The organism is Devosia sp. Leaf420, assembly GCF_001425445.1.
Lineage (GTDB): Bacteria > Pseudomonadota > Alphaproteobacteria > Rhizobiales > Devosiaceae > Devosia.
Window position 1 is genome coordinate 503,813 of record NZ_LMQU01000012.1, and the last position, 26,572, is coordinate 530,384.

Here is a 26,572-nt window from a genome sequence, read left to right on the forward strand (position 1 = left end):
AGTATTTTTAGTTATGACCGCGGGCCAATCGGCTCGCGGTCCTGTTTTTGAAGGATTGTCGTCATGGCAAAGAAGCCAACCGCCCGCAGTGAATTCGTGATGTTCGACATCGTCTATGAAGACGGCTCGCAGCGCTCAAACCGCAAGGTGGATGCCAATCTGCTGGGTGGGCTTGATGGCGACGAACCAGCCAAGGCTGCGATCGAAGAGCAGGACCGCGCCATCTCCGAAAAGTCCGGCATGCCGCCGCTGGCGATCAAGTCGATCAAGCGCTCGGGCAAGTAAGATGAATTCGGAAACCCTGCAGCTTGGCAAGGATGTGGAGGTGCCGCAGCATCCGGACGAGGCTGTGCTGGACCCGGTGCCCAATCCGCATCCGGATGTGAATTATGTCGCGCGCTATGTGGCGCCGGAATTCACCTCGCTCTGTCCGGTGACGGGCCAGCCGGATTTCGCCCATCTGGTCATCGACTATGTGCCCGATCAGTTTCTGGTGGAATCAAAGTCGCTTAAACTGTTTCTGACCTCGTTCCGCAATCACGGCGCCTTCCATGAAGGTTGCACGATCGATGTGGCCATGCGGATCGTCGCGGCGATCAAGCCACGCTGGCTACGGATCGGCGGCTACTGGTATCCGCGTGGCGGCATCCCCATCGATGTGTTCTGGCAGACGGGGCCCGTGCCTGACGGTGTCTGGTTGCCCGATCAGGGCGTGCCGCCCTATCGCGGTCGCGGCTAGAAAGCGGCCTCAAGAGCGGCTGCAAGCTTTTCGGCGCGCGCAGCAAAGCTGAGCCCTCGGGCGCTGAGATGCGGGATGCGCTGATGAGGAATGGCGTGGCGGCTGCATTGGCGGCTGGCCGCGTCGCCCAGGGCGATGACTCGACGATCCACCAGCTCATGGCGTGCGATGGCGTCGAAAGAAGCGTCCAGCGCTGCGTTGGGAATTCGCTCAGAGCGTGCGCGGGCGAGGAGGTGGAACGCATGGGTGACGTAAATGTCGGTGCGCTTGAGGCCTGCGAGCGCCAGACCCAGATCCAGAACACGATTGAACGGCATTTCGGCGAGATAGCCGGTTTCGCGCAAGCGCGAGCGTTCGGCTATGGCGGTTGGAGCGTCGAGGAAATTATAGGTCAGTAGTATCGGGCCGGTAAAGCTGGCCGAGGACAGGTGGTAGGGCGTGATCCAGTCGCCTTCCAATCCAGCGTCGGCATAGCTCTCGTAGCCGGGCCAGGAAAACTGACGGCGGCGCTCGACGATTTCTGCGTAGAGCGCCGCGTCCATTTAGGTGCCGAGGGCCTTATCGATGGCCGGCTTCACGACAGTGCCGTAAAGCTCGATTGCCTTCATGACCTTGTCATGGGGCAGGGTGCCGACGCTCAGTTGTAGGCCGAAGCGATCGTGCTTGAACCACTCGTGCTGCATTAGGATCTTGTCGATGACTTCCTGCGGCGAGCCCATGTAGTAGGCGCCTTCCGGCGTTGCGCCGCCATCGAACTGGGCGCGGGTGGTCGGCGGCCAGCCACGTTCGGCGCCGATGCGGCTCATGGTGGCGCTGTGGGCGGGAAAAGCAATATCGCGCGCCGATTGGCTGTCTTCGGCGATGAAGCCGTGGCCAGAGACCCCAATTTTGAGGAGCGAGGCGTCGTGGCCCATCTTGTTGCCTGTGTCTCGGTAGAGATCGACCAGCGGCGCGAACTGACGCGGGCGGCCGCCGATGATCGCGATCATGAGCGGGAGGCCATAATAGGCAGCGCGGGCGACCGAATTCGGTGTTCCGCCGACGGCGATCCAGAGCGGCAGCGGGCTCTGCACGGGCTCGGGATAGACGGCGATATTGTTGATCGCCTGGGTGTGCTTGCTACCAGCCCAATTGACCTTGCCGCCCTTGCGCAGGGTCAGCAGCATTTCGAGCTTTTCTTCGAAGAGATCGTCGTAGTCGTTGAGATCGTAGCCGAAGAGCGGGAAGCTTTCGATGAACGAGCCGCGGCCGGCCATGATCTCGGCGCGGCCATTGCTCAGGAGATCGAGCGTTGCGAACTGCTGCCAGACGCGGACGGGATCTTCCGAACTGAGCACCGTGACGGCGGTCGAGAGTTTGATCGACTTCGTGCGTGCGGCCGCAGCGGCGAGGATGGTGACGGGCGAGGACGCGACATAATCTGGGCGGTGATGTTCGCCAAGGCCATAGAAAGCCAGTCCCAATTGATCGGCGAGCTCGATCTCTTCGATCAGGTCGCGCAGACGTTCGGCGGGTGACTGGACGTGTCCGCCGTTAAGGGGATCGGGGGTGTTTTCAGCGAAAGAATAAAGTCCGAGTTCCATGGCATTCTCCTTGCGGAAAGACATGGCGGCGCTGCGGGCGAGCATCAAGAACGCACATGGGTGATACCGCGCCCGGAGAGGCGCGGCATCTCGATAATTAGCGGTTGACCGTCGTGGGTGTGTAGGCCCAAGGCTGCGGCGGGGTGGGTGCCGGCTGAGGGGCCTTTTCGCCTGCAGCCTTATGGATCTCGGTGACGAGAGCGGGATCCAAGCGCAGCTTGGCGGCGAGAGCTTCGAGGTAGGCTTGCTCTGCCGGAGTGTCCGCCGTGATGGCGACAAGCGAGGCTGCATAGATTTCGGCCGCGTGCTCGGGCGTATCGGCGCGGCCGGCGACGGCATTGATGTCGAGCGGGGTCGAAAGTTCGTCAAAGACCCAGGCCTTTTCCTCGGCGGAAAGCGGCATGGCCTTCAGGCGTTCAAAAATGGCGTCTTTCTCTTCGGCATCGATCTTGCCGTCGGCCTTGGCCGCAGCGATCATCGCGCGCACCAGAGTTTTGCCGAGCTCTTCCTGCGCGGCCTCATTGCCTGGCGCTGGAATGAAGGCGTCTTCGCGCACGGGGTGCGCGGCGCTACCGCTCTGATTGGTCTGGTTGGCCTGATAGGACTGCCAAGCCTTGTAGGCGAGGCCACCAACAGCTGCGAGCGCGCCGAGCTTAGGCGCATTGCCCAGAAGCTTGGTGGGCTTCCCGCCCGACATCAGCAAGCCGGCCGCGAGGCCAGCTGCTCCCGTCATCGCGGTGCGCTTGCTATTGGGATCGGTCTGGATGGCTTTGATAATCTGATCGATATTGAACATTGGCGCTCCCGTGTTGCTGGTTTGGAAATGGGTATCAGCGCTGTGCCTTGCAAGTTTGGCGCGAATGCCATTGTGCCGCAGGCAGCAAAAAGCCCCGGTTGCGTGAACCGGGGCTCGAAGGGCCTCAAGGGGAGGGGGTCGAGGCCGTTAGGTGCTTTATTAGTTAGCCGGCGTCGTGGCTGGGGCCGTTGTCGTGGTTGTCGAAGCTGGTGCTTCAACAGCAGGAGCGGCTTCAGTTGCCGGGGCCGGAGTAGCGGCTGGAGCTTCGGTCATTGGGGCAGCGCTAGGCGTTGCGGCCGGAGCTTCAGTCATCGGCGCGGTGGTCTCAACGGCTGGTGTCGTGCTGTTCACGTCAACCGAAGTGGACGGGCCCGAGTTGGCCGAGAAGACGAGATAGCCAATGGCGAGCAGAGCCAAGGCGACGATGATGCCGACAAACCAACCTGTACCATTGCTTTCGCGGGTGTAGACAGTGCGGTTACCGTCGTTGGTATAGATAGTATCACGTTCTGGGGTAGCCATCATTTGCTCCTTGCAAGTGAAATTCTGGGTGAAGAACGCCCGCAGTTCGCAGTCAGTTCCCCATTCCGTGATCACAAACCAAAAACAATTGTGGCGCTGAAAAGACCTCGAAAGATCAGATGGTTGCTATGGCCTATTAGAGATCGAGCTCTTTGGACTTGCTATCTTTCTTCGAAATCTTGTCGATCAGCGCGAGAAATAGCGCCGATAGTATGAAGGTGCAGTGCAGCACGGTGTACCAGAAAATCTGCTCATTGGTGTAATGCGGCACGTTGAGGAAGATCTGGAGCAGGTGGATCGAGGAGATGGCGACGATGGTCGAGGCTACCTTGATCTTGAGCGATCCGGCATCGATCTGGCCCAGCCAGTGCACATCACGCTCATTGTCGAAGCGCGAGACGAAATTCTCGTAGCCCGAGATGATTACCATCACGACGAGGCTTGCAATCAGCGCGGCATCGATAAGGCCGAGGATTTTGAGGATCACCTCAGTTTCGTCCATGCCGACGAGATGGGTGGCAAAATCCCAGAGTTTTAAGCCGAATGTCGCAGCGTAGAGGGCAAGGGCGAGCCCGAGGCCGATATAGAACACCACCAGCAGCCAGCGCGACGCGAGGATGAGGCTTTCAACGAAGATTTCCAGGCGTTTCATGGCGCGCTCCAGAAGGACCGCGCACGGATATCAAGTCCATGACGGCTGGCAAGCAGCCTCAATGACGCAGCCATAAAAAAGGGGCCGGACTTGCGTCCGGCCCCTTCGCGGTAATTGGTTTGCTTAGCCGTTGCTTGCCACAGTCACAAGCGGGGTGATGCGGCGGATGGTGACGCGGCGATTTTCGCGCTCGGCCGTTTCCGTGCGGATCTTCAGGTAGCGCTCGCCATAACCCTGGGTGGCCAGGTTTTCGGCTGGGACGCCATAGAAGTCCGTCAGGATGCGGGCGACGGTTGCGGCACGCAAATCCGAGAGGCGCAGGTTCGAGATGTCCGAACCGACGGCATCGGTGTGACCTTCGATCAGGAAGGTTTCGGCCGGGTTGGCGGCCAGCAGATCCAGCATGCCCTTGGCAACGTTGGACAGCGAAGCAACCTGGTTGCGATCGATGGTGGCAGCACCGGTATCGAAGGTCAGATTACCGACTTCGAGACGGCGGACGCTGTCACGAACGCGAGCCGAACGCTTGACTTCGTCGATCGAGTAGAGGCGCTGAACCTGTTCCACCGGCGGCTGGCGGAAGAAGCTAGAAACTTCGTTCTCATCGGCATAAGCGGCATCGAGCACGTAGTCACGGGCCGGGATGTTGAGACGCAGCGGGGGCAGGTCAAGGCCCGGGTCACGCCAGGAAAGCAACTGGTCGTCATAGCGATCGTCGAACGATGCAAGGACGATTTCACGGCCATCGGGCGTGATACGCGAGCGACGCAGAATGTCGCCGTTGCGGTTGCGGACAGTTACGACCTGGCTGCCATCGGGACGCGACACCACTTCACGGACGCGGCCATTGGAGAGGTTTTCGTAGTAAACTTCGTCCTGCTGCGGATCATAGAAGCGGTCGGTATCCTGGCCGATCGAATTGACGATCAACTGGGTGCCAACCTGCAGGATCACCTGGGTCACCAGATCACCGGCAGTCGCTTCGCGCACCGGCACCTGCTCGACAACGGTGATGTTGTTCTGCTGGCCGATATTCGTCTGCGAATTGTCCACGACCGTCGTGTTGTTGTTGATGGTCGTGTTGTTGGTCGTGCCGGAATTGTTGTTGGTGATATTGGTGATGTTGGTGATGTAGTTGTTCACCACGGTCTGGTTGACCGTCGTGTTTTCAGTCGCCGTAACTTCGGTACCCTGTTCGGCAGTGGCCGACATGGCAGCGGCGTCGACAGCCATAGTGCGAATTTCTTCGGACTGAGCGGCCTGGTCATTTTCAGGCACAGCCATGCGTGCCGACGCGTTGGCGTCGGTCGTGGCTTCGGCATTCGCATCGACTGCCGGCTCAGCAGGAGCCTGGCCATCGGGCGACAGCACGACATCCTTGGCGCTATCGAGAACCGGAGCGATCTGGTCCTGGGTTACGCCTTCTGGAAGATCTTCGATAACTTCGGCAGGCTGGCCATCGACGGTGACTTCACCTTCGGCAGCAGGCGCTGCGTTGGGATCGACCGTGCCGTCAGCAGGGGCAGTCTGGTCAGCAGGCTGGCCTTCAACTGGAGCCGCTGGGGTCACGTCCTGCACGTCTGGCAGCGGGTTGAGGCTCAGGCCAAGCGGAGCAAGGCACGAGTCAACATCGGGCAGGCCGGCGTTGGAACAGATCGAATTGATCTCGGCGAGTGCTGCGTCAATGCGCGACTGGGCACCGGCGGCATCGCCACCTGCGGACAGTTCGGCAACGGCAGCATTATAGGCATCGACCTGAGCGGTGAGCTGGCCGGCGATGTCGGAAGCAGGGGCGCGTTCTTCGGCAGCCGGAGCGGGCTGTTCTGGCGCACGTTCTTCGGCGGCAGGGGCAACTTCTTCCGGAGCCTGCTGCTGTGCTTCAACAGGGGCTTCAGGCTGAGCTTCGGGAGCCTGTTCAGCTTCAGGGGCTACCTGGCGCTGTGCGGGCTCTGGAGCAGCTTCTGGTGCCACTTCAGGTTCGGCTTCGGTCTGCATGGTCTGAGCTTCTGGCTCAGGTGCCACTTCGGCAGGTGCCGGCTCTTCAGGAGCAGCTTCCGGTGCTGGCGCGCGCTCGGCAGGTGCAGCCTCAGGCTGGGGTTCCGGCTCGGGAGCAGCCTCGGGCTGCGGTTCTGGTTCAGGGGCCGCTTCAGGCTGCGGCTCAGGGGCAGGGGCTGCCTCTTCCGGAGCGGGAGCGGGTTCTTCTGCTGCGGGGGGCGCAGCTTCTTCGGCCGGAGCTTCAGGAGCCGGGGCAGCTTCTTCCGGTGCAGCGGGGGCGGCACCAGCGGGCTGAGCGGCGATACATTCTTCCAGCGTTGCAAAGCCCTGGTCGATACAGACCTGGGGCAATTCGGCAGGCGCATCCTGTGCAAAGCCCACATTCGGGACCATGCTGATCAGCGTCATGCTGGTGCCGGCGAAGAGCCAATTTCTGAGGCGCATTATTTTATCCTTCGTCGTGTGTGCCACGTTGTGCTGAGCATCGTGGGAGCTATCTGAACGGAGGCTGAATGATCAGCCGAGCGTCATACCGCGGCCCAGCATCCCCGCAAAGCCCCAAACGCCGGAGGTTTCCGGACGGTTCCGCAGATCGAACGACGAAGTTGCGCGTGGCAGATTTTGGCTGGATTGCGGCATGGATAGCCGGTTGCAGCGGGAGCGCTCGCGGTCCCAGCCGCTTCGTGCTAGGCCCGATTGCATGCACCAGGCGATCGAACACCTCACCATCAGAACCGACGGGCAGGCTCTTTACGAGTTCACCCGGCAGATGCAGGCTGCCATCGGGAAGGCGGGCATCGACATCGGGCTCGTGACAGCGTTTGTGCGCCATACATCCTGTTCGCTGCTGATCCAGGAAAATGCCGATCCGGATGTGCAGGTCGATCTTGTCGGCTATTTCCGTCGGCTGGTGCCCGAAGGCATGGACTGGCTGGTCCATACGCTTGAGGGGCCGGACGATATGCCGGCGCATATCAAATCGGCGCTGACGCAGACCTCGATTGCCATCCCCATTGTCGATGGGCGCGCGGTGCTTGGCACCTGGCAGGGCATCTATCTTTTTGAGCACAGGCGCCGGCCCCATAGCCGGGACGTCGTGCTGCATATTTTGGGGGAATGAGCATGGATTGGGCAATGATGGCCAGTTACTGGCCGTTCGTCTTGAGCATGCTCGCGACGGGCGTCGTTTCGGGTATTGCGGCGGGCCTGCTCGGCATAGGGGGCGGCGCCGTGATTGTGCCGGCGCTCAGCACCGCGCTGTCGCTAATGGGATATGATTCCGATGTGGTGCAGCATGTGGCGGTCGGTACGTCGCTCGCTATCATCATTCCCACGGGCATCATGAGCGCGCGGTCGCACCAGAAGCGTGGGGCGCTCGATATGGCGGTGCTGAAGCTTTGGACGCCGTTCATCGTGGCCGGTACCTTTGTCGGCGGGCTGATGGCTGGCTTGTACTCGGGCGACGTGCTGCGTGTGGTCTTTGCGGTGATGGCCTTTCTCATCGCGGCCAATATCATCTTCTCGTTTCAGACGAGGCTGATGGGGCACCTCAAGGAATCAAAGGCCGTGCACCGGACCGCGGCGGCAATCGTTGGCTATATCTCGTCGCTGATGGGCGTGGGCGGCGGGTCGCTGACCGTGCCGACGCTCGTGGCGTTCGGCAAGACGATGCATGCAGCTGTCGGTACGTCGGCGGCAATCGGCGTCGCGATCGCGCTTTCGGGCACGCTGGGTTTCGTCATTTTGGGATGGGGCAGGGCAGAGTTGCCGCCGTTCAGCCTCGGCTATGTCAACGGCATTGCGTTGGTGCTGGTCGGAGTGACGGCCGCCGCCTTTGCGCCTTTGGGCGCGGCGCTGGCGCACCGGATGGACCAGCGAACGCTCAAATATGTCTTTGCCGCATTCCTCGTCGTCGTGGGGCTCAACATGCTCTGGAAAGTGATGGCAGGATAGACTGGTGGGGGCGGGTGACTACGGTTTGGGGCCGCCCCCACCGTCCAAGCTCCGCAAAAAGAGGAGCCCGGAAAACTCGACGCCTTAAAGGCTCGAAAGCCTAAACCGGTGGCGCCGGTTCAGGCTGGACGTCGGTCATCAAGGTGGCCGGTTCAAGGCCTTTGAGAAGATTAGTTGGTCTTGTTGTCCAGTTCCCACTGAACGTTGACGCCGATTTCGAAGGTCATTTCGCCCGCTTCTACCGGCACGGCAGCCTGTGCTACATCAGCACGGGCGTACATCGGCATCTGAATCGGGCTGTTGATATTCTGGCTTTCCGAGATGGCTTCGAGCTCACCGAGCGTCGCGTTGGCGGCGGTGGCATAGAGCTCGGCCTTTTCGCGGGCATCGGCGAAGGCCTGCTTGCGGGCTTCGTTGTAAAGATCGGTCGGGTCGGCGACGGAGAAGTTCACGCCATTGATGGTGTTGGCGCCGACATTGACGGCCATATCGAGGATATTGCCAAGTTCCTTGAGATCGCGGACGGCAACGGTGACCGTGTTGGACACCTGATAGCCATTGATCTTGGGCGGGAGGGTGTAGCCCATATCGTCGCGGGTTTCGGAATAGACATAGTTCGGATTGACCGAGAAGCCCGAAGTCTGGATATCGCGCGGCTCGATGCCGGCTTCCTTGAGGGTCGATATCAGCTCGGCCATGGCAGCCGTATTGGCATCGAGCGCGGCGCGGGCAGTTTCGGCTTGGGTCGTGACGCCGGAATTGATGAGGGCCATGTCGGGAGCCGCGCGGACCTCGCCACGCCCTTCGATGGTGATGGTGCCGGCATAGGCCGGGACGGCAGCGGCGAGGAGGGCGAAGGGGGCAAGGGCAGTCGCGAAACGCATGGCAAACTCCTGAGTGTTCGGTGGGGTCATCCATACCCCAGCCAATGCGTCAGTATTGCGGCGCAGATGAACGGGACTTGAACCTGTCCAAAGCTTTCCGTTCAGCCAATCGAAAGCTACCGCTTAAACCCGCGGCGGCCCTTGGCATGGCCAATAAGTATGATTATTTGTTTCTCAAGGGTTGCGTCCGGCCGTTCTGGCGGGGTAGTCACAGCCATGATCTCAGCAGAGGGCGGCACGATGAACGTGACTATCATTCCCGAAGGTATTCTGCTTGGGCGTGCCAAAGTCCCCGGCTTTGCAGAGCCTCGGATTGTCACGGTTCGCGATGGTCACGTGGTTGATATCACGGCCAAGGGCATGGCGACGGTGCGCGATATCGCCGAGAGCGGCCGTGCGGCCGAGCATGTTCGCTCGGCAAGCGGCACTGTGCTCGGCGCTGTCGATGCGATCGTTGATAATTCGCGCACTGGTCAGACCAGTGAAAATTTGCCGGTTCTGCTTTCTCCCATCGATCTCCAGGCCATCAAGGCTTCGGGGGTTACGTTCGTCGTTTCGCTGCTCGAAAGAGTAATCGAAGAACAGGCCCGCGGGGATAAGTCGCGCGCCGATGCGCTGCGGACGGAAATTCTCGACCTCATCGGGACCGATCTGTCCCAGCTTGTGCCGGGCTCGGAGCCGGCGATGAAGGTCAAGGCGGCGCTGATCGAAAAGGGCGTTTGGAGCCAGTATCTCGAAGTGGGGATTGGGCCGGACGCCGAGATTTTCACCAAGAGCCAGACGATGAGCTCGGTTGGCTTTGGCGCGGAGGTCGGGCTGCATCCGATTTCGAGCTGGAACAATCCGGAACCGGAAGTGGCGCTGCTGGTGACGAGCAAGGGCGAGATCGTCGGTGCAACGCTCGGCAATGACGTCAATCTGCGCGATGTCGAAGGGCGCTCGGCGCTGCTATTAGGCAAGGCCAAGGACAACAATGCCTCGGCTTCGCTTGGGCCATTTGTGCGGCTCTTCGATGGTGATTTCACGCTCGAAACCATCAAGAATTCTGAGATCGCGCTGCGCGTCGAAGGTACGGATGGCTTTGTACTCGAGGGCGCTTCGAACATGGCGCAGATTTCGCGGACGCCGGAATCCCTGGTGGCAGCGACGATCGGCAGCCACCATCAATATCCGGACGGGCTAGTGCTTTACCTCGGCACGATGTTCGCGCCGGTGAAGGATCGCGACGGCGCAGGCAAGGGCTTTACCCACAAGCTCGGGGACATAGTCTCCATTTCGACGCCTTCGCTCGGTACGCTGACCAATACCGTCAACCTCTCCACCAAGTGTCCGCCCTGGACCTATGGCACCAGCCATCTGCTGCGGGATCTTGCCCGCGCTGACCTCCTCTAGCTGCCGCGTTTCTGCCGGCAGAACCTGAATAACCCGAAAGGCCTCGATATGAGCGAACTGCACAAGAACCTGATCAATGGTGAGTGGGTCGGCGCCGATGGTGTCGAAAACATCAATCCGTCCAATATCAACGAAGTGGTTGGCGTCTATGCACGCGCGACTGCCGAAGAAACCAAGCAGGCCATCGCTGCCGCCAAGGCCGCCTTCCCGGCATGGTCGCGCTCGGGCATTCTTGAGCGCCATGCAATCCTCTCCAAGGCAAGCCAGGAAATCCTCGCGCGCAAGCAGGAACTGGGCGAGTTGCTGAGCCGCGAAGAAGGCAAGACGCTGCCTGAAGGCATTGGCGAAGTGACACGCGCTGCGCAGATTTTTGACTTCTTTGCCGGCGAAACGCTGCGCCTGGCGGGGGAAATTCTCCCCAGCGCGCGTCCGGGTCTGACGGTCGAAATCACCCGTGAGCCGGTCGGCGTTATCGGCATCATCACGCCGTGGAATTTCCCGATCGCCATCCCATCCTGGAAGATGGCGCCGGCTCTTGCCTATGGCAACACGGTCGTCATCAAGCCTGCCGATCTCGTGCCGGGTTCGACCTGGGCGATCGTCGATATTCTCGTGCGCGCCGGACTGCCCAAGGGCGTCGTCAACCTCGTGATGGGCAAGGGTTCGGTGGTCGGCCAGACCATGCTGGACAGCCCCGATGTCAACGCGATTTCGTTCACCGGTTCGGTGGGGACGGGCAAGCGGGTTGCCGAGGCTTCGGTCAAGGTTGGCCGCAAGTTCCAGCTCGAAATGGGCGGCAAGAACCCGACCATCGTGCTCGACGATGCCGATCTCAAGATTGCCGTCGAAAGCGTTGCGCAGTCGGCATTTTTCTCGACCGGCCAGCGCTGCACGGCGTCGAGCCGCGTGATCGTGACGGAAGGCATCCACGACAAGTTCGTCGAGGCGCTTGCCGAGCGCACGCGCAACCTGCGCGTGGGCGATGCTCTTGATAAAAATACGGAAATCGGGCCGGTGGTCGATCCCGGCCAGCTCAAGCAGGACACCGATTACATCGAAATCGGCAAAGGCGAGGGCGCCAAGATTGCCGCTGGTGGCGAGCGCGTGACCAAGGACACGGAAGGCTACTTCTTGCAGCCGACACTCTTTACTGAAGCGACCAATTCCATGCGGATTGCGCGCGAAGAGATCTTTGGGCCCGTGGCTGCCGTCATTCGCGTGAAGGATTATGAAGAGGCGCTAGCGACCGCAAACGACACCGAATTTGGTCTGTCGGCTGGTATCGTCACGACCTCGCTCAAGTACGCGACACACTTCAAGCGCAACTCGGAAGCCGGCATGGTCATGGTCAATGTGCCGACCGCCGGCGTCGATTTCCACGTGCCGTTCGGCGGGCGCAAGGGCTCGTCTTATGGTTCGCGCGAGCAGGGCAAGTATGCTGCCGAATTCTTCACCATCGTGAAGACGGCTTACACCGCAGCCGGCTAAAGGCTGGAAAATCTGGATGTGAAACCGGGGCCGATTGGCCCCGTTTTTGTTAGCATTCCGTTAGCGCCGACGTTGCGTAAGCGCCATTCCCGCTAAAATCAGGACGATGCCGAGGGCCGACGCCCAGATCGTTACGGGTGCGCCGCGCAGGAGATCGAAGATGACGCCAAAGACCATCTGGCCGGCGATGACGAGGAGCGTCGAATTGACGGCGCCGATGCGGGTGATGAGCCAGGAGCCCGAAGCGACGAAGACGACGCCGATGGCGCCGCCGGTGAAAATCCACCATGGCATCTCACTAATATTGGCGGGGATAAGTCCGCCGACGAGGAGCCCAATCAGGGTGAGGACGACGAAGCCTACGACGTGATTCCAGAAGGACGAAATCATCGGTGTCGAAGACATCGACATGCGGCCATTGACCTGGCGGCTGAGGATGACGAGGACACCGGCGGAGAAGGCGGCGATGAGCGGCAGGATCATGCGGAACCAAATCCGAAGAGGATGATGAGGAGGCTCCCGCCGGCGATGAGGATGACGGCTCCTGCATCGCGTAGGTCGAGGCGGCGGCGGGCGAGGCCGAGGAGCCCCCAATAATCGGCGGCGAGGCTGAGGACGACCTGGCCTGCGAGACCAAGCGCAAGGGTGCCGGCCAAAGCGAGGGGCGAATTGACGGCGGTCGAGGTCAGCATGACGGTAACGGCGCCGAAGATGCCGCCGAGATAGGCCCAGAGCGGAGCCTTGCCGTGCTGGGCCTCGGCGATCTTGGTTGCGGCACGTTCGCGGCGCCAGATGAGGGCGAGGACGGCGACGGCGACGACGGTGCCGACGCCGTGGGCCAGCCACGACGAGAAGAGTGCGCCGCCCAGACGCCCGGCTTCGCCATTGACGAAGATGGCGAGGGTCAGAAGGCCGCCGCTGGCAAAGGCCGCAAGGAGGTGCAGCGGGTTTGGCCGCTGGGTCTGGGATGGGGTCATGGGCGCGATTCGAGTGAGGATGGTTCTAGGAAGTGTATGCGTTTGTGGGTTGGGGTTCATCCCCGCTGTGGGGTCACTTCTCCACGTGCCGTTTAGATGTACTAGCCAAACCACTGGTCTTCCCTCGGGCTTGACCCGAGGGTCTCTGGTCGCGGTCAAAACCCTTGCGGCTCCTGCATTGGCCCTCGGGTCGAGCCCGAGGGAAGGATGGTGGTTGGTGAGGCTTTGGAAGACCAACAGCATCCTCAGAAAGAGATTGCCCGCTCTGCGCAGAAAGATCGCGTTTGTGGCCGGATCGTTTCCGCCTAGCGCTGCTTTATGGAGGAGGGAGGGGCGGGTGATGGGGCGGTGCCGAGTTTGGTCTTGCCTTGGTCAACCGGCTGGCTCATGAACGGGCGAGGAGCTGAATCATATGGCTGAGCGCACATCTATCCTGGCGCCCTTTCGTCACGAGACTTTCCGGACGCTTTGGGCTGCAACGCTGATGTCCAACCTGGGTGGGTTGGTGCAGTCGGTAGGCGCGGGGTGGATGATGACGACGCTGACCACCTCGCACAATATGGTGGCGCTGGTGCAGGCCTCGACGACGCTGCCGATCATGGTCTTTTCGATCGCGGCGGGCGCACTGGCCGATAATTTCGACCGGCGGAGCGTGATGCTCGTGGCGCAGGCCGGGATGGCGCTCGTATCATTGTCGCTGGCCATAACGGCCTGGATGGGGCTGCTCAATCCCTGGCTGCTGCTGACCTTTACCTTTCTCATCGGTTGCGGCACGGCTTTGTTCAATCCGTCCTGGCAGGCCTCTATGGGCGATATCGTGCCGCGCGAGGATTTGCCCGGGGCAGTGACGCTCAACTCCATGGGCTTCAACATGATGCGCAGCGTCGGGCCGGCTGTCGGCGGCCTGATCGTTGCTGTCGCGGGAGCGAGCGCGGCCTTTGCGGTCAATGCCTTTTCCTACCTGACCCTGATTGCGGCGCTGTGGCGCTGGCAGCCCAAGCGGGTGAAATCGCGCTTGCCGCGCGAAAAGTTCGGCAGCGCCATGTGGGCGGGGGTGCGCTACATGTCGCTCTCGCCGAACCTGCTGACCGTGCTATTTCGCGGGTTTTTGTTCGGTTTTGCCGCCATCGTCATCATGGCACTGCTGCCTTCGGTCGCCGAGGAATATGTGGGTGGCGGCGCGCTGGTCTATGGCACATTGCTCGGCTGTTTCGGGCTTGGCGCCATTGGCGGGGCGTTTCTCAATGGCCGCATCCGGCAGCGGTTTTCCAATGAGGTGATCGTGCGCATCGCCTGTCTCGGCTTTGCCGCGAGCTGTCTGGGACTCGCCTTCAGTCGCGATATCGCCCTGAGCCATCTGGTACTGCTGCCGGCGGGCGCGTGCTGGGTGTTGTCGCTGTCGCTGTTCAATGTATCGATCCAGCTATCATCGCCGCGTTGGGTCGTCGGGCGGGCGTTGTCGCTTTATCAGACGGCGACCTTTGGCGGCATGGCGGCCGGCAGCTGGATCTGGGGCCTGACCGCAGATGCGACCGATCCGCAATGGGCGCTCGTGGCAGCGGGCGGGGTCCTGGTGGTCTGCTTTGCCGTGGGCTTTGTGTTGAAACTGCCGGAATTCAACGATCGCGATCTCAATCCGCTCGGCACATTCAACGAGCCGCTGCTGAAACTCGACCTGCGACCGCGAAGCGGGCCGATCATGGTGATGATCGACTATGAAATCGCCCAGGAAGACATTTCGCGCTTCCTAGCGCTGATGAGCGATCGACGGCGGATCAGGATCAGGGATGGGGCGCGGCAATGGGCGCTGCTGCGCGATCTGGAAAAGCCGAACATCTGGGTCGAAAGCTATCATGTGCCGACCTGGGTCGACTATGTCCGGCACAACCTGCGGCGCACCAAGGCGGACGCGGACAATATCGACCAGTTGCGGGCGCTGCATCGGGGCGAAGGACTGCCGCATGTGCATCGGATGATCGAGCGGCAGACTGTGCCGCTCGACGACACGACGCCCCTGCGCGACAGCACCGAGGTCTGACGGCATGGTGGCGATCTATGTCGATGCCGACGCCTGCCCGGTCAAGGACGAGGCGCTGAGAGTGGCGGAGCGACACGGGTTGATGATCACCTATGTCGCCAATTTCGGCCTACGGCCAAGTCGCGACCCAATGGTGCGCAATGTGATGGTGCCGCAAGGGGCCGATGCGGCTGACGACTGGATCGTCGAGGCGGTGGAAGCGGGGGACCTCGTCGTAACCTCCGACATTCCGCTGGCAAGCCGCGTGCTGGCCAAGGATGGAGTGTCGATCGGACCGACGGGGAAGCTGTTTACGTCCGACTCGATCGGCATGGCACTGGCGATGCGCGAGCTTAATCAACATCTTAGGGAGACCGGCGAAAGCCGCGGGATCGTTGCCAGTTTCACGGCAAAGGATCGCTCCAATTTCCTCCAACAGTTCGATGCGGCCGTGCAGCGCGCCAAGCGCCGTTAGATATAAGTGAACGCTGCCTTGACTTTGACGCATTGAACGCGATATATCTGATCATACGTTTTCTGCCCGCGTGGCGACCTGACCTTCCCGGTATAGCCGGTTGATTGGCTTTCCTTTCGAACTGCAAACGTTGGTATCTCCCGATGCATATCGCGCGGGAGAAATGCTCGCTTGCACAGCTTCGAGCCAATTCAGAGACTTCCCATGATCAATGGTACTGTAAAATTCTTCAATTACACCAAGGGTTTTGGCTTCATTTCGCCCGATGACGGCGGCAAGGATGCCTTCCTTCATATCTCGGCTCTCGAACGCGCTGGCGTGACCAGCGTCGCCGACGGCCAGAAGTTAAGCTATGATCTGGAACGCGGCCGCGACGGTCGTGAGTCCGCGATCAATGTACAGCTTGCCTAAAGCAGATCTTGCCGGGGCAGCACTGCCCCGGCGTTCAGGAGCGTCTGATGTCTCATCTGTTTAAGGTCGGCGAGATGGTCGATCTGCGATCCGCTCCCCGCCACAGCAATCGGCCCAATGGGCCCTGCGAAGTCATTGCCTGCCTGCCACATGATAGTGGCCCAGTGCAATATCGGGTGAAATCGCGCGGTGAAAGCGTTGAGCGGGTGGTCGATGAAGTCGACCTGTCGCCGAGCAACGCCACCAAGGCGACCAGCACGCTGGCTCAAAGCGTCTTCAGCATTGCCGTGAACAAACGCTAGTTCGTTCCGGCTTGATCAGCGCATAGGCGGGTTGCGATCCTGCGGCGTTTTCGCTGCAGCGGCACTGCCACGCGCTGTCTTCGCGCTGAAATAATCGACAGCTATTGTTGTCCAATACAAATCATTCGGCGCCTTTGCGCGCCGAACGTCGGCGTTTTGCCGGAAGAAAGTTTAGAATGAATACGCAGATATTGAATATGCCGGGACAGTTGTTCCTCGGCACGAATGTTGAAAATGCATTTGCCCAGGGCGGGCGCCGGTTTTCGTCGGCGGCCAAGGCCGTACGCTTTGCCATGGAGCAGGCAGCGCCGGTGAGCCTGCGCGGTGCCATGCTCAAGGTTGAGGGCGAAACGCTTGGCCCGGACCAGATCCGCACCCTTCACAGCCAGATGGAAACGATCGGGCAAGCGCGCCGCGCGCGATAGCGCGGCCCGTCGACTTTAAGCCGCGTGGCTCTTCAGAGCCTCGGCCACCGCAAGCTCTGCCATAGTCAGGGCGGCAGCGCGGGTTCGCGCAGCGGCGATAAAACGGCCGTTGTGGCAGAACGTGGCGCCGGGAACACCGGATGCCTTTTCCAGATCCTCATTGACGAGGCCAGCCCAGGCGGCAGGCAGATCAGCACGAAGCTCGAAGCCTTCGCCGCGACGGATGCCCGTAAGGCACCAATCCTTATCGCGCGGATGGACGACGAAGAGCAGATGATCGGCACCGGCTTTTTCGATGGCCGGGCGGAACGGCATGCCCATGGGCAATTCCAGAACGCGGCCGGCCCCGGTGGCTTCGATGGCGGCAAGAACTACGCTTTCGGCGCGCAACTTTGCCGCTGCCCGCTTGACGCCTGCTTCAACGAAGCTGCGCGCAACAGCAAGCGCCTGCATGAAGGCCTTTTCATCGGCATCGGTATCGATGTCGTCGAAATCGGGCTTCAGGGTTTCGAGCAGCGAAGAGAGCGAGAGGCCGGCGAGGGGGCCCGACGGGCTCTGCGCGCCATTGTCGACGAGATCGATCGGCAGAACGAAACTGCCGTCAAAGCTCTCGTGGATGCTGTCAACATGGTTTGCCGGGGTGCCGAGGGCGGCGATGTAGTCGCGCCCAAAGTGCTTCCAGACGAGACCGAAGGAGCTGTAGGGTTGGCCATCGTCGCGGAGCGGCGCGCCGCGCTGGTGATGATCGAAAATATTGGCGGCTGGATCATAAGCGCCGCCGACATCGTAGATGATGCGATCGGCGGTTGGGGCGATCCAATCCGGAGCGCGGGTGCGCACGATGCTGGCCTCAGGAAAGAGGCGCGTGAGGATGACGCTCGAGAGCAGTTCATCGGCATGAAATCCGCCAGAATGGGTGACGAGGAACTGGACAGACATGCCGGTTTGCCTTGCTTTCGAACGGTAAGGAAGCGTTAGCCTCAGCTAGCCTGCTTCGGGTGTTTGGCGCAATGGTATCAAGCCCATAAGCCTTGCATTAACTGGTCTGACCTTAGGTTGAAAGAGAGGCGGAGGCGAATCCGCTTGGGCGGCGTTACAGGCCGCAAAGTGTTTCTGCCGGGGAGTTTTATGGTCAGCCTCAATTGGGTGACGACGTCGGGTTTTGCCATTCTGGCAATCCTTTGCGTCTGCGTTTTCCTCGGCATGCGACGCATGCCTTCTTTGGCATGGCTTGTCGCGACCGCTGTAATCGCGACGATCGAGACCGTTTTTCTGGCCAATGCACAATTTGAGACCGTAAGCTCCAATGCCGTCGCCGTGCTGACGCCACTGGCCTATATCTGCTTTGGCGAGGCCATTCGCGCGGCGCTTGGGCAGCGGAGCCGGAACTGGTGGCTCTATGGCGCTGTGGCTGTGTTCACTCTTGCAGCTGTATCGCTGAAGCTGGCCGATGTGCCGTTCAGCTATCGGACGCCGGTGTTTCAGATCGCTTGTGCGCTGGCGCTTTGGGACGGCATCTATCGGCTGGCCAAGTTGCCGACGCGCAGCTTTATCGATCACGGCCTGATCGGGGTGGTCGGCGGGCTGTTCGCCATCTTCATTTTCAGGGCGGTGACCTATCCGTTCATCTACGGGCCGGACGTCGCCTATGCGGTCATTCGTGCGGGCGATATCGAGCGGGCGACGCTCATGCTCTCGGCATTGCTGTCGGCTGTAGCTATTCTTTTGACGCTCGCGCGGATCATCAATGGCGTCATCGTGGCTTATCGGCGGCGCTCGGAGCTCGACAGCCTCACGGGGCTTTTGAACCACCAGGCGTTTCATCAATTGGCGAGCGTCGCCGGCAAGACCGGTGGCAGCGTGATTTTCTGCGATATCGATCATTTCAAATCGATCAATGACCGGTTCGGCCATTCGGCGGGCGACAAGGCGCTGTGCGCCTTTGCCGAGTTGTTGCGCTTGAGCGGTTATCAGACCGGGCGTCTGGGTGGCGAGGAATTTGCCGTGCTGGTGCCGGGCGGGTCGATCGCGGTGGCGATGATCGAGGCTGATCGGCTGCGCAAGAAATTCAGTGACCTGCGGCATGCCAATATGCCGGGCGATCTGCGGATTACGGCGAGCTTCGGCATTGCCGAATATGAAGCAGGCGAGGAGCCGCGGCAGGCGTTTTCGAAGGCGGACGCGGCGCTTTATGCGGCCAAGTCAAGCGGCCGCAATCGCGTCAGCGTGCATCAGGCCGAGTCAGTCAAGAGCGCTGCAGCCTAGGCTGGCTGGCCGAAGCGCTCGTCGAAGGCGTAGCCGGCGCCGCGGACAGTGCGGATCGGATCGCTTTCGCGGCCGCGATTGATGGCGCGGCGGAGGCGGCCGATATGGACGTCGACGGTGCGCTCGTCGACATAGACGTCATTGCCCCAGACGCCATCGAGAAGCTGCTCGCGCGAATACACGCGACCGGGATGGCGCATGAGATATTCGAGGAGGCGGTATTCGGTCGGGCCCAAGTGCACGTCGCGGGTAGAGCGGCGGACGCGATGGGTGGTGCGGTCGAGTTCGAGATCGCCGACCTTGAGCGCTGCCGTTACGAGGTTCGGATTGGCGCGGCGGAGGAGGGCGTGGATGCGGGCGACCAGTTCGGGAACCGAGAAGGGTTTTACCACATAGTCGTCGGCGCCGGTCGAGAGACCCCGGACGCGCTCTTCCTCTTCGCCGCGGGCAGTGAGCATGATGATGGGAATGCGCTGGGTTTCTTCGCGGGCGCGAAGACGGCGGCAGAGTTCGATGCCTGAAATTTCGGGCAGCATCCAATCGAGCAGGATCAGATCGGGCAGCTTGTCCTGAATGGCGAGCTGGGCTTCGTCGCCGGTTTCGGCGGTGACGACGCGAAAGCCTTCGGCTTCGAGATTATAGCGCAAGAGGATGGCGATATCGCCCTCGTCTTCGACAACGAGAATGGTCGCGGGCATAGGCGTGCTCCATCGATCGGCGATCCGCAGGGTCGCCGGGATGATTGTTCTTGTGACTCCACCCCCTCACATCCTCCCCCATCAAAAGGGGGAGGTGTCTGAAAGGCCGGTGATTAGACTAAGCTTTGATCTGCGTGCGGTGCAGTTCCTGGACGTCGGCCGTGAGTTGCTTGCCGGTTTGCAGGTAGTAGGCGCGTTCGGCGATGTTGGTCGCGTGGTCGCCGATGCGCTCGAGGTTTTTGGCGCAGAAGAGGAGATGCGTGCAGGTGGTGATGTTGCGCGGATCTTCCAGCATGTAGGTCAAGAGTTCGCGGAAGAGCGAGGTGTGCATGGCGTCGACTTCGTCGTCGCGGTTGCAAACTTCGACGGCGGCTGCCGCATCGCGATTGGCATAGGCGTCGAGGGAGTCCTTGAGCTGACGGAGGACAAGGGCGGTCATGTTCTTGACGCCATTGTAGAAAGTCGGCTGCAGGTTGATGCCTTCGAGCTTGAGCGAACGGCGAGCGAGTTGCTTGGCCATATCGCCGACGCGTTCGAGATCGTTGGCGACGTGAACGGCGGTGATGACCGAGCGCAAGTCGCTCGCCATCGGCTGGCGGCGCGCGATCAGGGAGACGGCCATTTCGTCGATCTTGCGCTGCATGTCGTCGATGCGCTGGTCGGCGATGATGGTGAGGTCGGCCAGCTCGCGATCGAGCTTGAGAAGGGCCTTGGTGCCGTTCTCGATTGCGACTTCGACCTGGCCGCCCATTTCGGCAATGGTCTGAGCCAGGGTGTTGAGCTCGTCGGTGAAGGACGAGACGATGTGGTCGGACGTGCTGTTATTGGTGGGCATGATGTTGGCTCCTCGTTCCGCGATCAGCCGATGCGGCCCATGATGTAGTCCTGGGTCTGCTTGTTCACCGGATTGGTGAAGATGTCTTCGGTCTGACCCTGTTCGATCAGATTGCCCAGATGGAAGAAGGCGGTGCGCTGGCTGACGCGGGCGGCCTGCTGCATCGAGTGGGTCACGATGACGATGGTGTAGTTTTCGCGCAGTTCGTCGATCAGCTCTTCGATGACGGCGGTGGCGATCGGGTCGAGGGCCGAGCAGGGCTCGTCCATCAGGATCACTTCGGGGCCGACGGCGATGGCGCGAGCGATGCAGAGACGCTGCTGCTGGCCGCCGGAGAGACCGGTGCCGGGCTCGGCCAGACGATCCTTCACTTCTTCGAAGAGGCCTGCCTTGCGCAGCGAGGACACGACGATTTCGTCGAGATCGGTCTTGTTACGAGCTAGGCCATGGATGCGCGGGCCATAGGCGACGTTGTCGTAGATCGACTTGGGGAAAGGATTGGGCTTCTGAAAGACCATGCCGATGCGGGCGCGGAGTTCAACGACGTCCAGATCCTGGGCATAGATGTCTTCGCCATCGAGCTTGATCGTGCCGCCGACCTTTGCGCCTTCGATGGTGTCGTTCATGCGATTGATGCAGCGCAGGAAGGTCGACTTGCCGCAGCCCGATGGCCCGATGAAGGCGGTGACGGCGCGGTCAGGAATGTCGATCGAAATGCCGTGCAGGGCTTGCTTGGCGCCATAGTGGACGGTGACGTCGCGGGCGGTCAGGCGGATAGGGCGGTCAAGCACGTCAGTCGGGTTCATAGCGGAGTCCAGGTTCTGGGAGGTCTTCTTTACCTTGCCGGCAAGCATATCCATTTGGATCACACTCCTTAAGCGCGCTTTTCAAGGCGAGAGCGGAGATAGATCGCCACGCCGTTGAGCAGGATCATTACCCCAAGCAGCACCATGATGGCCGCTGCGGTGCGGGGCTCGAAGAAATTGCGGTTTTCATTGCCCTGCCAGAGATAGATCTGGACGGGAAGGGCGGCGGCCTGATCGAGCGGGGTCGCGGGGACCGACGCAACGAAGGCCTTCATGCCGATGAGCAGCAGTGGTGCGGTTTCGCCGAGGGCATGGGCGACGCCGAGAATGGTGGCCGTGAGGATCGACGGGAAGGTCACCGGCAGGACGTGGTGGAACACCATCTGCGTTTTCGAGGCACCCATGCCGAGCGCTGCCTGGCGGAGGGCCGGGGAGACGCCCATCAGCGCGCCACGGGTGGCGATGATGATGGTGGGAAGGGTCATCAGCGTCAGCACGAGCCCGCCGACGAGCGGGGCCGAGATCGGCAGATGGAACCAGTTGATGAACACCGCTGCGCCGAGGAGACCGAAGACGATCGAGGGGACGGCCGCGAGGTTGTTGATATTGACCTCGATGAGATCGGTGAGGCGCGATTTTGGCGCGAACTCTTCGAGATAGATGGCCGCGGCAACGCCGATCGGAACGGCGAGGACGACAACGATCAGCATCATCCAGAGCGTGCCGACAAAGGCGCCGAGGAGACCGGCGGAAGCAGGCGCCGAGCGGCTATCGACATTGGTGAAGATCGACCAGGCAAAGCCATTGGTGATGGTGCCGTTTTCTTCAAAGATGTCGATCAGGCCGCGGGTTGGCGCCGAAAGCTGCTGTTGGGTATCGCCGAGCGAGCGATCGATATTGCCCTTGACCCAATTGGCGGTATTGGCCGAGGCGAGCACATCGACTTCGACGGTCTGGCCGAGGAGCGAAGGATCGCTGACGAACTTTTCGCGAATGGCGTGGCGGGCATTGGTTTCGGGGATTGCGAGAAGTTCGCGGCTCGTAATTTCGTAGCCTTCCGGGAGCGCCTTGCGAAGCGAGGCTTCGACAATGGTGTTCCAGTTGAGGAGCGCAACTTCGCGCTGCCACTTGAGGCTTGCCGCATTGAACTCGGCTTCCGAGGCGAAATCGGCGCGGGCAGGGGCCGGGCCAACGTCGATCACAGCCGGATCATAGGTGACGGCCAGGTGGACGTTGGACTGGATGAATGCCGGGATGCCCTTGCGGAACACATCGACGAACAGCAGGGCGACGAAGCCGAGGGCAAGAGCGATGGCGGCGATGCCAAGGCCGCGGAAGATCTGCTCATTCAGGTGACGGCGGCGAAGGCCGGACCGGACAAGCTTGCGGCGATCGGCGCTGGCGCTGGAGGACGTCTGAATATCGGTAGCCATTTTATTCGTACTGCTCCCGGAAGCGGCGCACGATGTAGAGCGCGAAGATGTTGAGGCAGAGGGTCACGACGAAGAGCGTCAGGCCCAGAGCAAAGCCGACCAGGGACTGCGGGCCGGTGAAATCGGTATCGCCGGTGAGTTGGTTGACGATCGAGACTGTGATGGTCGAGACGGGCTCGAGCGGATTGCCGCGAAGGATGGGCGCGTTACCGGCCGCAAGCACCACGATCATGGTTTCGCCGATGGCGCGGCTGACGGCGAGAAGGAAGGCGCCGACGATGCCGGGAAGGGCGGCGGGCAGGAGGACGTTGCGGATCGTCTCGGACTGCGTCGCGCCAAGGCCATAGGCACCATCGCGCAGGGTGCGTGGCACCTGGTTGAGGATGTCATCGGAGAGGGACGAGACGAAGGGGATGATCATGATGCCCATGACCACACCTGCCGTGAGCGCGGAGGTGGCGCTGACCTGGAGGCCGATCGCGTTGCCGACATCGCGAAGGAAGGGACCGACCGTGACGAGCGCGAAGAAGCCGAAGACGATAGTCGGGATACCGGCGAGGATTTCGATCAAGGGCTTGGCGACAGCCCGGAGCGACTTCGGGGCATATTGGCTGAGATAGATGGCAGCCATCAGGCCGACTGGAACGGCGACCAGCATGGCGATGGCCGTGATCATCAGCGTGCCGGACAGAAGCGGCAGGAGTCCATACTGACCGTGATTGGTGCCGCCAGCGTTGTTGGGGGCCCAAACGGTGCCGAAGAAGAAGTCTATGGGGTTGATGAAGGTGAAGAACTTGAACGCTTCGGTGACGAGCGAGGCGACGATGCCGACCGTGGTCAAAATGGCAACGGCCGAGCAGGCGAGAAGCAGGATATTGACCGCGCGCTCAACCTGATTGCGGGCGCGGAGGCGCGCCGTGATCTGGGAACGGGCATAGAGGAGACCTGCGCCGCCCGCCACGATGGCAAGGATCAGCGAACCGGCAAAGGTGATGAAATTGAACGAGCGCAGCGCATCGCCGGCGGCCTGTTCGTAGGGGGCCAGTTCACCGGTCACGCCATAGCCGGAGGCCAAGGAATTGATGCGGTTGATGGCATTGTTGAGGCCCATCTGATCGAGCGACATGACGGTGTCAGTCGGGATCAGCGAGACGGTGTAATTGCGGGTGATATCGCCGCCGAACCAGGCCCAGAGCAGCACGACGGCAAGCGCGGGCAGCATGGCCCAAAGGGCGGTGAAGGTGCCGTGATATTGCGGACGGGAGTGAACGGTCACGCCATTGGTCGTGACGAGGTTGCGGCTCCTCGACCAGCCGGTCTGATAGGATATGCCTAGGATGACGAGCAGTACGCCGGCTACGACCAGAGCATTCATCGATGCGCTCCCGCGGGAAAACGAAAGAACGGGCCGCACCGGGAAGGTGCGGCCCGCAATGGTCTATTACTGAGCAGCGCCAGCTTCGAAGGAAGCGAGGACTTCAGCAGTCTTGTCAGCCGGCTGCGGGATCAGGCCAGCGGCTTCGAGGATGCCGCCTTCGCCCGAAACGCCTTCGGAGAGGAAGAACTGAACGTAGTCTTCGATGCCAGGGATGGTGCCGATGTGCTGGCCCTTGACGTAGAAGAACAGCGGGCGCGAGACGGGGTATTCGCCGTCAGCAACGGTTTCCTTGGAGGGGGTCACGCCGTTCACGGTCGCAACCTTGAGCGAGTCGGTGTTCTGTTCGTAGAACGAGAGACCGAAGACGCCGACGGTGTTCGGATCCGAGTTCAGGCGAGCCAGGGTCTCGGTGTAGTCGCCCGAGATTTCGATGACCACGTCCTGACGGAAGGTGGTTTCAGCGGCCTTGATTTCGTCTTCGGAAAGACCTTCTGGAGCGCCAGCTTCCTTGAAGCCTGCGGTCACGACCTTTTCCTGGAAGACTTCACGGGTGCCGTGGTTCGACGCTGGGATTGCAAGCGAGATCGGCTGGTTCGGGAGCGACGCGTCGATTTCGTTCCAGGTCTTGTAGGGGTTGTCGACGAGAGCGCCGTCAACGACGACCTTGGCGGCAATGGCCTTGTAAACCTGGAGCGGGGTGAGGGCGAAATCAGCGCCCGAAGCGGCAGAGGCGAAGACGATGCCGTCGAAGCCGAACTGAACTTCGCGGATGTCGGTCACGCCATTGGTGGTGCAGACTTCACGTTCCGCATCCTTGATCTGGCGCGAAGCATTGGCGATGTCGATGGTGTTTTCACCAACGCCTTCGCAGAACTGCTTGAGGCCGCCACCGGTGCCGCCGGAGCCGACAACCGGGGTCTTGAATTCAGGGAAGGCGGCGCTGAATTCTTCAGCAACGATCGAAGCGAAGGGCAGAACCGTCGACGAGCCGGCGATCTGGATGGTGTCGCGCGACTGGGCGAAAGCACCGGTGGTGCCGAAGGCGGCGAGTGCGATAACGGCGGCGCTTGCGAAAAATGCGGTCTTCATGAAAGTTCCCTTTCGGAAATTCGGTTCTTAGACATGGCCAGCCATGCTTGCGGCCGTCCTGTGACGCGGCAGACCATATTGTCGCCCAGCGACGGTTTTATTGCATTGGGGTGACTGGTTTGTGACAGTGCAAACCGATGTTTTTAAAGGTAAAATCCGACAATATCGGTTTTGTGACAGCTTTTGTGACGCTGTTTTGTGACTCGGCCTGCAAGGTTCTCACCGAGGCGCTGATCCCGACCTTAGCGGGGAATTGTGACAGTTGACCAAGGGTCAGCGCAGGAGCGGCCGAAGATCGGACTGTATCTTGCGCATGAGGGGCAGGAAGCTTGCGATCATGCGCGACGTCGAGGCGCGGGCGGTTTGGGCGCCGATATTCACCGCGGCTATGACTTTGCCGGACGAATTGTAGAGCGGCACGGCTATCGAGCAGAGACCGAGTTCGAGTTCCTGGTCGATGACAGCAAAACCCTGAGCGGCGACGACCGCGAGTTCCGTCGTGATCGATGGAAGGTCGGCCTTGGTGCGGCTGGTATAGGCCATGAGGCGCGAGCGATCGAGAATGGTTGCGGCCTCCTCGAGTGGCAGGGCAGCGAGGAGAATGCGGCCCATCGACGTGCAATAAGCGGGAAGGCGCGCGCCGGGGCCGAGATTGATCGACATGACGTGGCGGGTGGAGGCACGAGCGACGTAGAGAATGTCGGTGCCATCGAGGACGGCGGCGGAGGTGCTCTCGCCGGTCGCGACCGAGAGTTCCTCGAGGAAGGGCTGAATCATCTGCGGCAAGGTGTTGGCCGCAAGGTAGAAATGGCCAAGGTTTAGGACGCGTGGCGTCAGCTGGAAGAACTTGCCGTCATAGGTGGCATAGCCGAGGTGGACGAGCGTCAGGAGGCAGCGTCGGGCCGTGGCGCGTTCGAGGCTGGTGCGGGCCGCGACTTCGGTAATCGACATGCGGGTGTGGGCTTCGTCGAAGCATTCGATGACGGCAAGGCCGCGCGCCAGGCCATGAATGATGTCGCCGTCGCGCATGGGGGCCTCATTGGTGGATTTACCTGAGGTGACATGAATGTCGCGGGAAGGGAAGGGGCTGCGGAACGGGGTGAGTGGACTACGGGTTAGGCAGTTGAACGGACAGGCGAATTGGCGTCTGCGGCAATGGAATATCGGGCGGCATCTTGCACAACGGCGAGGACTTCCCATTTTCGTTGCGAATGGAGGACTGCAATGACCTATGATCGCGTTTCGGCCCAGTATGATATCGAGAAGAAATCGCTGGTCGTGGCCTATGTGCTCTGGTTTTTCCTGGGCTATGTCGGCGTACACCGGTTCTATCTCGGCAGGCCGATCAGCGGCCTGATTGTTGATTGCCACTGAGAAGTGACCCGTTAGGCGGGACTATTTCCATCGAGATTTGACCCATGTTCCAACCGTGCCCTGGCTGTTTTCAGCGGGGGCTG

General features: G+C 61.1%; 30 protein-coding genes. 13 read left to right on the forward strand and 17 right to left on the reverse strand.

Annotated elements, in window-relative coordinates; all coding sequences use genetic code 11:
• Nucleotides 1-63 precede the first annotated feature (63 nt).
• Complete coding sequence (locus ASG47_RS15775; RefSeq protein ID WP_061910719.1) at nt 64-285, forward strand: hypothetical protein; 222 nt, start codon at nt 64-66, stop codon at nt 283-285.
• A 1-nt stretch (nt 286) separates the two neighbouring features.
• Nucleotides 287-739 carry a preQ(1) synthase gene (queF, locus tag ASG47_RS15780; protein ID WP_061910721.1) on the forward strand — a complete coding sequence of 151 codons (453 nt, stop codon included), beginning with the start codon at nt 287-289 and terminating at the stop codon, nt 737-739.
• Here the strand turns inward: queF and ASG47_RS15785 are convergent.
• The 6 genes from ASG47_RS15785 to ASG47_RS15810 all read right to left on the reverse strand — a co-directional run bounded on the left by ASG47_RS15785 (nt 736) and on the right by ASG47_RS15810 (nt 6,731).
• Complete coding sequence (locus tag ASG47_RS15785) at nt 736-1,281, reverse strand: hypothetical protein (RefSeq protein WP_061910723.1); 546 nt, start codon at nt 1,279-1,281, stop codon at nt 736-738. The two genes, queF and ASG47_RS15785, sit on opposite strands and share 4 nt — an antisense overlap.
• Nucleotides 1,282-2,322: an LLM class flavin-dependent oxidoreductase gene (locus ASG47_RS15790; protein WP_061910837.1), complete on the reverse strand. Its 1,041-nt coding sequence runs from the start codon at nt 2,320-2,322 to the stop codon at nt 1,282-1,284. It abuts the gene before it with no gap.
• Nucleotides 2,323-2,419: 97 nt separating this feature from the next.
• The gene (locus ASG47_RS15795; RefSeq protein WP_082511771.1) at nt 2,420-3,118 is read right to left on the reverse strand and encodes a tellurite resistance TerB family protein; all 699 of its coding nucleotides are present in this window, start codon (nt 3,116-3,118) and stop codon (nt 2,420-2,422) included.
• A gap of 159 nt (nt 3,119-3,277) precedes the next feature.
• Nucleotides 3,278-3,640 (reverse strand): hypothetical protein, encoded by a 363-nt coding sequence (locus ASG47_RS15800; RefSeq protein WP_061910725.1) that lies wholly within the window; start codon nt 3,638-3,640, stop codon nt 3,278-3,280.
• Between the two features lie 136 nt (nt 3,641-3,776).
• Nucleotides 3,777-4,292, reverse strand: coding sequence for a TIGR00645 family protein (locus ASG47_RS15805; protein WP_061910727.1), 516 nt, complete (start codon nt 4,290-4,292; stop codon nt 3,777-3,779).
• Nucleotides 4,293-4,415: 123 nt separating this feature from the next.
• On the reverse strand, nt 4,416-6,731 hold the full coding sequence (locus ASG47_RS15810; RefSeq protein WP_061910729.1) for an OmpA family protein: 2,316 nt from the start codon (nt 6,729-6,731) through the stop codon (nt 4,416-4,418).
• Nucleotides 6,732-6,987: 256 nt separating this feature from the next.
• On the opposite strand from ASG47_RS15810, the gene ASG47_RS15815 reads away from it, so the two are divergent.
• Nucleotides 6,988-7,407, forward strand: a complete 420-nt coding sequence (locus tag ASG47_RS15815) for a secondary thiamine-phosphate synthase enzyme YjbQ (RefSeq protein WP_061910840.1) — start codon at nt 6,988-6,990, stop codon at nt 7,405-7,407.
• A gap of 2 nt (nt 7,408-7,409) precedes the next feature.
• On the forward strand, nt 7,410-8,240 hold the full coding sequence (locus tag ASG47_RS15820) for a sulfite exporter TauE/SafE family protein (protein WP_061910731.1): 831 nt from the start codon (nt 7,410-7,412) through the stop codon (nt 8,238-8,240).
• A gap of 170 nt (nt 8,241-8,410) precedes the next feature.
• On the opposite strand, the gene ASG47_RS15825 is transcribed toward ASG47_RS15820, so the two are convergent.
• Nucleotides 8,411-9,124, reverse strand: coding sequence for an SIMPL domain-containing protein (locus ASG47_RS15825; protein ID WP_061910733.1), 714 nt, complete (start codon nt 9,122-9,124; stop codon nt 8,411-8,413).
• Nucleotides 9,125-9,340: 216 nt separating this feature from the next.
• Between ASG47_RS15825 and ASG47_RS15830 the strand changes: the two genes are divergently transcribed.
• Together ASG47_RS15830 and ASG47_RS15835 are read left to right on the forward strand one after the other, a co-directional pair.
• Complete coding sequence (locus tag ASG47_RS15830; protein WP_413813468.1) at nt 9,341-10,516, forward strand: fumarylacetoacetate hydrolase family protein; 1,176 nt, start codon at nt 9,341-9,343, stop codon at nt 10,514-10,516.
• A gap of 48 nt (nt 10,517-10,564) precedes the next feature.
• Nucleotides 10,565-12,004 (forward strand): aldehyde dehydrogenase family protein, encoded by a 1,440-nt coding sequence (locus ASG47_RS15835; protein ID WP_061910737.1) that lies wholly within the window; start codon nt 10,565-10,567, stop codon nt 12,002-12,004.
• Nucleotides 12,005-12,064: 60 nt separating this feature from the next.
• Here the strand turns inward: ASG47_RS15835 and ASG47_RS15840 are convergent, their stop codons facing one another.
• Together ASG47_RS15840 and ASG47_RS15845 are read right to left on the reverse strand one after the other, a co-directional pair.
• Nucleotides 12,065-12,487, reverse strand: coding sequence for a DMT family transporter (locus ASG47_RS15840; protein WP_061910740.1), 423 nt, complete (start codon nt 12,485-12,487; stop codon nt 12,065-12,067).
• Nucleotides 12,484-12,981 (reverse strand): DMT family transporter, encoded by a 498-nt coding sequence (locus tag ASG47_RS15845; protein ID WP_061910742.1) that lies wholly within the window; start codon nt 12,979-12,981, stop codon nt 12,484-12,486. Before ASG47_RS15845 ends, ASG47_RS15840 begins: the two co-directional genes overlap by 4 nt.
• A 412-nt stretch (nt 12,982-13,393) precedes the next feature.
• Here ASG47_RS15845 and ASG47_RS15850 point away from each other — a divergent pair, with 412 nt between their 5' ends.
• The 5 genes from ASG47_RS15850 to ASG47_RS15870 all read left to right on the forward strand — a co-directional run bounded on the left by ASG47_RS15850 (nt 13,394) and on the right by ASG47_RS15870 (nt 16,611).
• Complete coding sequence (locus ASG47_RS15850) at nt 13,394-15,019, forward strand: MFS transporter (protein ID WP_061910744.1); 1,626 nt, start codon at nt 13,394-13,396, stop codon at nt 15,017-15,019.
• Between the two features lie 4 nt (nt 15,020-15,023).
• On the forward strand, nt 15,024-15,473 hold the full coding sequence (locus ASG47_RS15855) for a YaiI/YqxD family protein (RefSeq protein WP_061910746.1): 450 nt from the start codon (nt 15,024-15,026) through the stop codon (nt 15,471-15,473).
• 204 nt (nt 15,474-15,677) lie between these two features.
• Entirely contained in the window at nt 15,678-15,884 is a 207-nt protein-coding gene (locus ASG47_RS15860; protein ID WP_061910748.1) for a cold-shock protein, read from the forward strand.
• Between the two features lie 47 nt (nt 15,885-15,931).
• The gene (locus ASG47_RS15865; RefSeq protein ID WP_061910750.1) at nt 15,932-16,186 is read left to right on the forward strand and encodes a hypothetical protein; all 255 of its coding nucleotides are present in this window, start codon (nt 15,932-15,934) and stop codon (nt 16,184-16,186) included.
• Between the two features lie 176 nt (nt 16,187-16,362).
• Nucleotides 16,363-16,611 (forward strand): hypothetical protein, encoded by a 249-nt coding sequence (locus tag ASG47_RS15870; RefSeq protein ID WP_061910751.1) that lies wholly within the window; start codon nt 16,363-16,365, stop codon nt 16,609-16,611.
• A 15-nt stretch (nt 16,612-16,626) separates the two neighbouring features.
• Here ASG47_RS15870 and ASG47_RS15875 read toward each other — a convergent pair whose 3' ends face one another.
• Nucleotides 16,627-17,550 carry an MYG1 family protein gene (locus ASG47_RS15875; protein WP_061910753.1) on the reverse strand — a complete coding sequence of 308 codons (924 nt, stop codon included), beginning with the start codon at nt 17,548-17,550 and terminating at the stop codon, nt 16,627-16,629.
• Nucleotides 17,551-17,739: 189 nt separating this feature from the next.
• On the opposite strand from ASG47_RS15875, the gene ASG47_RS15880 reads away from it, so the two are divergent.
• Entirely contained in the window at nt 17,740-18,876 is a 1,137-nt protein-coding gene (locus tag ASG47_RS15880) for a sensor domain-containing diguanylate cyclase (RefSeq protein ID WP_061910754.1), read from the forward strand.
• Here the strand turns inward: ASG47_RS15880 and phoB are convergent.
• From phoB to ASG47_RS15915, 7 genes are all read right to left on the reverse strand, one after another.
• On the reverse strand, nt 18,873-19,574 hold the full coding sequence (gene phoB / locus ASG47_RS15885) for a phosphate regulon transcriptional regulator PhoB (protein ID WP_061910755.1): 702 nt from the start codon (nt 19,572-19,574) through the stop codon (nt 18,873-18,875). The genes ASG47_RS15880 and phoB overlap by 4 nt on opposite strands.
• A gap of 118 nt (nt 19,575-19,692) precedes the next feature.
• Complete coding sequence (gene phoU / locus ASG47_RS15890; RefSeq protein ID WP_061910756.1) at nt 19,693-20,409, reverse strand: phosphate signaling complex protein PhoU; 717 nt, start codon at nt 20,407-20,409, stop codon at nt 19,693-19,695.
• 23 nt (nt 20,410-20,432) lie between these two features.
• Complete coding sequence (pstB, locus tag ASG47_RS15895; RefSeq protein WP_061910842.1) at nt 20,433-21,215, reverse strand: phosphate ABC transporter ATP-binding protein PstB; 783 nt, start codon at nt 21,213-21,215, stop codon at nt 20,433-20,435.
• Between the two features lie 68 nt (nt 21,216-21,283).
• Nucleotides 21,284-22,648: a phosphate ABC transporter permease PstA gene (gene pstA / locus ASG47_RS15900; protein WP_082511774.1), complete on the reverse strand. Its 1,365-nt coding sequence runs from the start codon at nt 22,646-22,648 to the stop codon at nt 21,284-21,286.
• Nucleotide 22,649: 1 nt separating this feature from the next.
• A complete protein-coding gene (gene pstC, locus ASG47_RS15905) occupies nt 22,650-24,023 on the reverse strand; it encodes a phosphate ABC transporter permease subunit PstC (protein ID WP_061910757.1) in 1,374 nt (457 codons plus the stop codon).
• Between the two features lie 66 nt (nt 24,024-24,089).
• Nucleotides 24,090-25,115, reverse strand: coding sequence for a substrate-binding domain-containing protein (locus ASG47_RS15910; RefSeq protein WP_061910758.1), 1,026 nt, complete (start codon nt 25,113-25,115; stop codon nt 24,090-24,092).
• A gap of 273 nt (nt 25,116-25,388) precedes the next feature.
• Nucleotides 25,389-26,144 carry an IclR family transcriptional regulator C-terminal domain-containing protein gene (locus tag ASG47_RS15915; RefSeq protein WP_061910759.1) on the reverse strand — a complete coding sequence of 252 codons (756 nt, stop codon included), beginning with the start codon at nt 26,142-26,144 and terminating at the stop codon, nt 25,389-25,391.
• 195 nt (nt 26,145-26,339) lie between these two features.
• Between ASG47_RS15915 and ASG47_RS20430 the strand changes: the two genes are divergently transcribed.
• Nucleotides 26,340-26,489, forward strand: a complete 150-nt coding sequence (locus ASG47_RS20430) for a TM2 domain-containing protein (protein ID WP_082511775.1) — start codon at nt 26,340-26,342, stop codon at nt 26,487-26,489.
• Nucleotides 26,490-26,572 lie beyond the last annotated feature (83 nt).

What these genes read in the sequence shown, in the direction of transcription:
- ASG47_RS15775 (WP_061910719.1), top strand. Translation starts at nt 64, where the DNA reads ATGGCAAAGAAGCCAACCGCCCGCAGTGAATTCGTGATGTTCGACATC.
- queF (WP_061910721.1), top strand. Translation starts at nt 287, where the DNA reads ATGAATTCGGAAACCCTGCAGCTTGGCAAGGATGTGGAGGTGCCGCAG.
- ASG47_RS15785 (WP_061910723.1), bottom strand. Translation starts at nt 1,281, where the DNA reads ATGGACGCGGCGCTCTACGCAGAAATCGTCGAGCGCCGCCGTCAGTTT.
- ASG47_RS15790 (WP_061910837.1), bottom strand. Translation starts at nt 2,322, where the DNA reads ATGGAACTCGGACTTTATTCTTTCGCTGAAAACACCCCCGATCCCCTT.
- ASG47_RS15795 (WP_082511771.1), bottom strand. Translation starts at nt 3,118, where the DNA reads ATGTTCAATATCGATCAGATTATCAAAGCCATCCAGACCGATCCCAAT.
- ASG47_RS15800 (WP_061910725.1), bottom strand. Translation starts at nt 3,640, where the DNA reads ATGGCTACCCCAGAACGTGATACTATCTATACCAACGACGGTAACCGC.
- ASG47_RS15805 (WP_061910727.1), bottom strand. Translation starts at nt 4,292, where the DNA reads ATGAAACGCCTGGAAATCTTCGTTGAAAGCCTCATCCTCGCGTCGCGC.
- ASG47_RS15810 (WP_061910729.1), bottom strand. Translation starts at nt 6,731, where the DNA reads ATGCGCCTCAGAAATTGGCTCTTCGCCGGCACCAGCATGACGCTGATC.
- ASG47_RS15815 (WP_061910840.1), top strand. Translation starts at nt 6,988, where the DNA reads ATGCACCAGGCGATCGAACACCTCACCATCAGAACCGACGGGCAGGCT.
- ASG47_RS15820 (WP_061910731.1), top strand. Translation starts at nt 7,410, where the DNA reads ATGGATTGGGCAATGATGGCCAGTTACTGGCCGTTCGTCTTGAGCATG.
- ASG47_RS15825 (WP_061910733.1), bottom strand. Translation starts at nt 9,124, where the DNA reads ATGCGTTTCGCGACTGCCCTTGCCCCCTTCGCCCTCCTCGCCGCTGCC.
- ASG47_RS15830 (WP_413813468.1), top strand. Translation starts at nt 9,341, where the DNA reads ATGATCTCAGCAGAGGGCGGCACGATGAACGTGACTATCATTCCCGAA.
- ASG47_RS15835 (WP_061910737.1), top strand. Translation starts at nt 10,565, where the DNA reads ATGAGCGAACTGCACAAGAACCTGATCAATGGTGAGTGGGTCGGCGCC.
- ASG47_RS15840 (WP_061910740.1), bottom strand. Translation starts at nt 12,487, where the DNA reads ATGATCCTGCCGCTCATCGCCGCCTTCTCCGCCGGTGTCCTCGTCATC.
- ASG47_RS15845 (WP_061910742.1), bottom strand. Translation starts at nt 12,981, where the DNA reads ATGACCCCATCCCAGACCCAGCGGCCAAACCCGCTGCACCTCCTTGCG.
- ASG47_RS15850 (WP_061910744.1), top strand. Translation starts at nt 13,394, where the DNA reads ATGGCTGAGCGCACATCTATCCTGGCGCCCTTTCGTCACGAGACTTTC.
- ASG47_RS15855 (WP_061910746.1), top strand. Translation starts at nt 15,024, where the DNA reads ATGGTGGCGATCTATGTCGATGCCGACGCCTGCCCGGTCAAGGACGAG.
- ASG47_RS15860 (WP_061910748.1), top strand. Translation starts at nt 15,678, where the DNA reads ATGATCAATGGTACTGTAAAATTCTTCAATTACACCAAGGGTTTTGGC.
- ASG47_RS15865 (WP_061910750.1), top strand. Translation starts at nt 15,932, where the DNA reads ATGTCTCATCTGTTTAAGGTCGGCGAGATGGTCGATCTGCGATCCGCT.
- ASG47_RS15870 (WP_061910751.1), top strand. Translation starts at nt 16,363, where the DNA reads ATGAATACGCAGATATTGAATATGCCGGGACAGTTGTTCCTCGGCACG.
- ASG47_RS15875 (WP_061910753.1), bottom strand. Translation starts at nt 17,550, where the DNA reads ATGTCTGTCCAGTTCCTCGTCACCCATTCTGGCGGATTTCATGCCGAT.
- ASG47_RS15880 (WP_061910754.1), top strand. Translation starts at nt 17,740, where the DNA reads ATGGTCAGCCTCAATTGGGTGACGACGTCGGGTTTTGCCATTCTGGCA.
- phoB (WP_061910755.1), bottom strand. Translation starts at nt 19,574, where the DNA reads ATGCCCGCGACCATTCTCGTTGTCGAAGACGAGGGCGATATCGCCATC.
- phoU (WP_061910756.1), bottom strand. Translation starts at nt 20,409, where the DNA reads ATGCCCACCAATAACAGCACGTCCGACCACATCGTCTCGTCCTTCACC.
- pstB (WP_061910842.1), bottom strand. Translation starts at nt 21,215, where the DNA reads ATGAACCCGACTGACGTGCTTGACCGCCCTATCCGCCTGACCGCCCGC.
- pstA (WP_082511774.1), bottom strand. Translation starts at nt 22,648, where the DNA reads ATGGCTACCGATATTCAGACGTCCTCCAGCGCCAGCGCCGATCGCCGC.
- pstC (WP_061910757.1), bottom strand. Translation starts at nt 24,023, where the DNA reads ATGAATGCTCTGGTCGTAGCCGGCGTACTGCTCGTCATCCTAGGCATA.
- ASG47_RS15910 (WP_061910758.1), bottom strand. Translation starts at nt 25,115, where the DNA reads ATGAAGACCGCATTTTTCGCAAGCGCCGCCGTTATCGCACTCGCCGCC.
- ASG47_RS15915 (WP_061910759.1), bottom strand. Translation starts at nt 26,144, where the DNA reads ATGCGCGACGGCGACATCATTCATGGCCTGGCGCGCGGCCTTGCCGTC.
- ASG47_RS20430 (WP_082511775.1), top strand. Translation starts at nt 26,340, where the DNA reads ATGACCTATGATCGCGTTTCGGCCCAGTATGATATCGAGAAGAAATCG.